The 6000-nt window shown below is 67.2% G+C and carries 4 protein-coding genes; 3 read left to right on the top strand and 1 reads right to left on the bottom strand.

All coding sequences use genetic code 11. From position 1 onward, the window contains the following. A partial coding sequence (locus JNW87_RS12750; protein ID WP_238453738.1) for an IS5 family transposase occupies positions 1-568 on the bottom strand: 568 nt, incomplete at its 3' end. Between the two features lie 443 nt (positions 569-1011). Here JNW87_RS12750 and JNW87_RS12745 point away from each other — a divergent pair. The 3 genes from JNW87_RS12745 (at position 1012) to JNW87_RS12735 (ending at position 5313) form a co-directional block, all read left to right on the top strand. Beyond that, positions 1012-1881 (top strand): hypothetical protein, encoded by an 870-nt coding sequence (locus tag JNW87_RS12745; protein WP_201749701.1) that lies wholly within the window; start codon positions 1012-1014, stop codon positions 1879-1881. A 684-nt stretch (positions 1882-2565) separates the two neighbouring features. Next, positions 2566-4794 (top strand): PxKF domain-containing protein, encoded by a 2229-nt coding sequence (locus JNW87_RS40610; protein WP_109802456.1) that lies wholly within the window; start codon positions 2566-2568, stop codon positions 4792-4794. Positions 4795-4857: 63 nt separating this feature from the next. Next, complete coding sequence (locus JNW87_RS12735) at positions 4858-5313, top strand: hypothetical protein (protein ID WP_146231111.1); 456 nt, start codon at positions 4858-4860, stop codon at positions 5311-5313. Positions 5314-6000: the final 687 nt, after the last annotated feature.

Raw genomic sequence — 6000 nt, 5'->3', positions numbered from 1 at the left:
CGAGCTTCGCGACGATCTGCACGGTCAGGGTGAGGTGGGCGGCGGCCCAGCCGACGAGCCGGCCGGCGTAGCCGCTGTCGGCCCAGGTCAGGCCGATGGTGGGAAAGCAGGCGCGTAGCGCCCACAGCAGCGGCCGGGCGGCGTCGCGGTCCTGCACGTTCGCGCCGGTGACCAGGATCGCGAGCAGTAGTCCGCAGGTGTCGACGGCGATGTGCCGTTTCCGGCCGTTGACCTTCTTCCCCGCGTCGAAGCCACGCCCTGGCCGGCCGACGGTCTCCGCGCCCCGTATCGACTGGGAGTCGACCAGCGCAGCCGTCGGTTGCCGGTTACGACCCTCGACCTGTTCGCGGACCTGTTCCCGCAGGCTGTTGTGCATGCGGTTCAGGGTTCCGTCGCGGGTCCAGGTCGTGAAGTAGTGGTAGACGAGCTTGTGGTGCGGGAAGTCGGCGGGCAGCGCGTTCCACTGGCAGCCGGTGCGGTCGAGGTAGCGGATCGCGTCCACGATGTCGCGGCGGGGGTAGGTGATCGGCCGTCCGCGTCCGGTCCCGGCCGGGACGTGCGGAGCCAGGACCTGCCATTCGGCATCCGAGGTGTCGGACGGATAGTGCCGCGGCCGGGCGGTGCGCAGGTGATCGTCAACGGTGGCCGGGGTGGTAGGTGCGGCGACGCCGGCGACAAGGTATACAGACAGGGTTGGGCCTTCGGTCGTGCTGGTTTAGTCGCCTTTGCTCGTACCGAAGGCCCTTCACCATGTCACGCCGCCACGCCGGCAACGAGCGCGATCATCAATCTCTTGCGCGATCCGCCGACACCCCGAACCCCTTATTTACCAGGCTCTAAGCAGTATGCGCGGGACATTGTTCGGTGACTAGTCGCCCACATCCTCCACATATGACCCTTGGACGTCCACATCTGCCGCTGGTCGCGCGCTCGCGGCGGTCCGTCTGCGGACATCCTGTATTGCCGAGAGCGGATGCCCCAGAAGCCCATGGGGTGTGATGATCGGCAGCGATGAACAGCAGTGACGATTCCGCGTCGATGACCGTGGCACTGGGTCGGGTGGTGGCGCCGTCGCGGACTGTCGTGCTGGCCTGCGGCGGGTTTCTCGATCAGTGGGCCGACCTTGGGGAGCCGTTGTCGGTTCGTGCGATGCGGGCGGCGGATACGGGCGGCGCCCACCTGCAGGACTGGCTCGCCGAGGCGGTCGCCGTGCCGGCCGGACCCGGAGCGTTGACGGTGTCTGCGCGGACCCGGCCCGGTACGTACGAGGCAATCGACACCATAGCCACGCTCGACGTCGACCTGAACCTGCCGTGGTCGGCGGTTTCAGCCAAAGCGGAACCGGTGGTGCTGGGTGATCTGCCCGTGGACCCGTCCGGGATGGTCATCGGTGACGCGGTTGCGCTTGACTCATGGGTTGGCTTCCTGCCGGCGGCACGCACTGTTGACGGGTTAGCTGACCTGCGAATCTGGGGCAAAGGCGATGAGGAGGCCTGGGCGCACTTCGGTGCGCAACCTATTCCGGCGTTCCACGCCAACCGCGTGCACGGCTGGTTGGATTTACCCGTCGAAGTCGCGCACGAGAGGGCGGCGGCGATCAACCGGTGGGCGGTCGCGCAGGGTCATTTCGCGCATATGGCATCCGTCGACCTACACAGCCATCACCATCTCGGATGGCGAGCGGGCTGGCAGGATCCCCTCGGCGCCGGAGTGATCGAGGTGGCCGGCTGCCCGGTCCTTTGTGTCGGCTGGGCGCCGAGTGAACTTCAGCGATTCAGAGCAGGCAGGTCGTTTGGACAGGTGTACCCGCTGACTCTGGAGCACGTGGCGAGCAAGGCCGTACTGCGGTGGAGCATCCCACCCGCCGCCACCGAGGTCTGACGAGTGCGCCGATCAGCGCTATGAGGCGACGCTGATAGCTGCACGCTCATGCCGCGACCCGCGCGTGCTCGCCGACCGAGGCGATCACGCTCGGTAGCTAGCCTCTGAGTCGAGCGGGCATCCTGAACTGCCGAGATCAGTAAGTCTGCCACTCTCCGCCCGACACATCGGAGGGCGCGGTCTTAGCGGGCTCGTCGAGGCGCAGGATCGTTTCCTCGATCTCCGCATTCCGCCCGTTGGCGAACGAGATCTCCGTGTCTATGATCGCGAATCCTGCCCTCTGCAGCACTTTGAGCGATCTCACATGGGGCCTGGGCCGCGGGAAAGCGCCCGATATTTTGGCTGGCTGCGGCGGTAGATCCGCCCCGGGCGAACTGTCCCGCCGCTGGCTGCATGTGCGTTCGCAACATGCTGGCAGCCCGTGTCCGGCGACGGCTGGGTGCCTTCGACGGTGGTTCATCGCAATGCCGTGGACCAGTGGAGGGTGAGCCGCGACCTTTGGCTTGTTCCAGTGTCGGATCACGGTCTCAGTGATTCTCCGTGATGGCCCCACCAGCGAAGGGTGATGGCCGGCGGCGGCTCATTACCGGTTGCCGAATTCGTCAGCACAGAACGTGAAGGAAGGGGTGTGGCATGCAACGAAGATTCAGGCGTCGATGGCTCCACGCAACGGTAGCTGCCATCGTGGTGCTCGCCTTGGGGGTGGCCGCTCGGCCATCACCGGCGTTCGCCGCGAACGGGGACTTGGTTCAACAGACCAATTTCGCGCAGCCGTGCTCCAGCGGCATCGGCGTCGGCATCGCGTTCGACGGCAAGAACCTGTGGTACAGCTGCTACGCGTCCAGCCCGGACCTGTACAAAGCGGATCCGATCACCGGGGCGGTGCTCGCCTCCTACACCGTCGCGGGCGGGCTGGGCGCGCTGGCCTGGGACGGCAATCGCAAAAAGATCTGGGCCGGCTGGGGCGGCGCGGGCGCCGACGGCGACGTGCGGCTGATCGACCCGGCGACCGGTACCGGCGCGGTGGTGTTCAACGCGCCCGATGCCGGCGCCATCGAGGGGCTCGATGACGGGCTGGCGTACGACGCGCAGGACGACAGCCTGCTCATCAGCCCGGACACGTCCACGACCATCTTCCACTACTCCACCGCCGGCGCCAGCCTGGGCAGCTTCGGCTGGTCCGGCAGCGGCTGCTACAACAGCGGCCTGGCCATCGGCGGTCAGCTGCTGTTCCAAGGCTCCGACGGCTGCAACCACGTCTGGGTCGTGCAGCGCAGCACCCACGCGCCCGCCTTCGACTTCGCCACCGGCGCCGGCGGGGTACGCGACGAGGACCTGGAATGTGACAGCGTCACGTTCTCGCCGAAGACGGTGATGTGGTCGATGGAGGCATACGAGCCGCGCCGGGCCATCGCGTTCGAGATCCCGCCCGGCTCCTGCGCCACCGGCGGCGGGGTGGACAGCGACGGCGACGGGCTGCTCGACGAGTGGGAGACGAGCGGGATCACCATCGACCCAGACGGTGCCGGCCCACTCGCGCCGCAGTTCACCGACCTGCCAGCGATGGGCGCGGACAAGAACAAGCCGGACATCTTCCTGCAGATCGACTGGATGGCCGACGCCACCCACAACCAGAAGCTGAGCGCCGCCGCGCTCAAGAAGGTCGTCGACGCGTTCGCGGCCTCGCCGTACGTCAGCCCGACCGGATCAGTGGGCATCAACCTGCACATCGACGAGGGCTCGTCGAGCATCATGAACTACGCGACCAACGCGACGTGGGGGTCGATGAGCAAAGCCAACCAGCTCGCCTACGTCGCCAACCTGGGCACCTCCGGCGGGGGCGGCTACGACTGGAGCGCATTCCAGACGCTCAAGGACGCCAACTTCACGCCGACCGGGCGTACGCCGATCTTCCACTACGTGGTCGCCGCCCACAACTACGACTCGACCACCTCGTCGGGCATCTCCCGGGGCATCGGCGCCTCCGACCTGATCGTCAGCCTCGGCTCGTTCACCGCAGGTACCGGCAGCGACAGCGAGCAGGCCGGCACGCTCATGCACGAGTTGGGCCACAACCTCTCGCTTCACCACGGTGGTGGTGACGACACCAACTACAAGCCGAACTACCTGAGCATCATGAGCTACGGCTTCCAGATGAGCGGCGTCATCAAGGGTGGGGCCGCTGGCACCTTCGACTACTCCCGTTCCGCCCTGGGCAGCCTGAACGAGAGCAGCCTGAACGAGCCCGCGGGGATTGGGGCGGCCGGCTACGGGACCCGACACTGGTGCCCGACCCCCGCCCCGGGGGCCTACGTCGCGGTCAACAACGCTGGCGGTGCCATTGACTGGAACTGCAACGGCAATTCCACCGAGACCGGCGTGTCGTTCGACATTAACCATGACGGCGCCAACGGGACGCTCAACGGCTACAACGACTGGGCCAACCTGAAGCTCAAGGGCGGCGCGATCGGCCTGGCCGGGGTCACCCCGGACCTGCCCATGATCACCGACAACAACGAGACCATGACACCGGAGGAGGAGCAGAAGAGCCCGCCGACGTCGCGGTACACCTTCACCGGCTTCTTCTCCCCGGTCGACAACCCGCCCACTGCCAACCTCGCGAAGGCCGGCAGCGCAATCCCGGTCAAGTTCAGCCTCGGCGGCGACCAGGGCCTGGACATCTTCGCCGCCGGCTCACCCGCCTCTCAGCCGGTGGCCTGCGACTCCGGCGCCCCGCTTGACGACATCGAGCAGACCGTCAGCCCCGGGAATGCCACACTGACCTACGACCCGGCCACTGATCAGTACACCTACGTGTGGAAGACCACCAAGTCGTGGGCGGGCACCTGCCACCACCTGACCGTGACCTTCAACGACGGCACCCAACACTCCGCCGACTTCAAATTCAAGTAGACCAACCCGTCCTGGCAGGGGCCCACACGGTGCCCCTGCCAGGACACCGAAGAGGCAGCCGACATGACCCGCCAACTGCTCCTGGTAGCCGCCGTACTCGTCGCCGCGACCGCGTGCGCATCAACCGGCACACCGCCGCCACCGCCGAACACCGCCACGGCCACAGGTTCGGAATCTCCCACAGCGACCCCACCGCTGCCATCCAACGCTGCCGGTATCACATCGCAGGAGGCGGCACGAATCGCGCCACTCGCGCCATCACAGCTGACGGCCGTCACCGACGCCGCCACGATCCGTCTAACCTGGCCGGCCACCGGCGAAGACCTCGCATATTACCAATGCCTACGGCGCGCCAACCCGGACGGCCAATGGCTACCGGTCGGACGAACCCCACCCGCGCAACACACCTACGTCGACAGCAACCCGGGCACCGGTACCCACATCTACGGCGTGCAAGCCGTCAACACGTCCGGCCTCGCCAGCCCGATCACCGAAAGCCAGCCCATCACGATCAGCTGACCGCCCGACACCCCATGCCCGCTCGCCGGCCTCGGCGCGCCGTATAGGTCGCCGCCCGCACGGCCTCGGCGGCTCTACAAGCCTCAGCGGCCATTCACGGCCATTCCGACGCGGGTTCTGGCACGCCTCTGGTAAGGCATCCGCATCTGCCGCAGGCAACGCGCGGCGGCGCTGGCGCGTCCGTCACTACCGGTATCCGTCGCCCCATGCGCGTACAGGTGCGACAAGTTCGGAGGTGCCGACAAGCGGATATCCGAGCAGGGCTGCGCCGTCGATGATCCAGACTGTTGCGTCACCCGCAGCGTCAACGCCGCCCGGTTCCAGCCGCCCGCCGCCGGTGGCCACCCCGACGGGCATACAGCAGGCCGTCTCGCTCGGCCAGCGGTACCACACGCAGTTCGGTTCGTAGCAGGTGCAGATGACGGCGGGAGATTCAGGTGAGCGCGGGATGAATGAACACGCGACGCGCCCACCGGATCGACCCGGAGATCATCACCTACGTTGAATGGACACCACCGACCGTCCCATTGCGCACGAGATCGTTAGCCAGGAATGCCCTCGGCCTGACCTGCGGATGTCGGGCGAGATGGTGAGGTAGGAATTGACCTGACGGCAGTCCCTGGCCGGCACCCGAACTCTCGCTCGGGTGCCGGTCAGCGGCAGATCCAGTCATGGGCCCCGGCAGAC

Origin of the sequence: Micromonospora sp. ATA51, from assembly GCF_016802855.1 — a bacterium.
In the GTDB taxonomy this organism is placed as follows: domain Bacteria; phylum Actinomycetota; class Actinomycetes; order Mycobacteriales; family Micromonosporaceae; genus Micromonospora; species Micromonospora sicca.
This window is presented reverse-complemented; position numbering and strand designations above follow the sequence as displayed.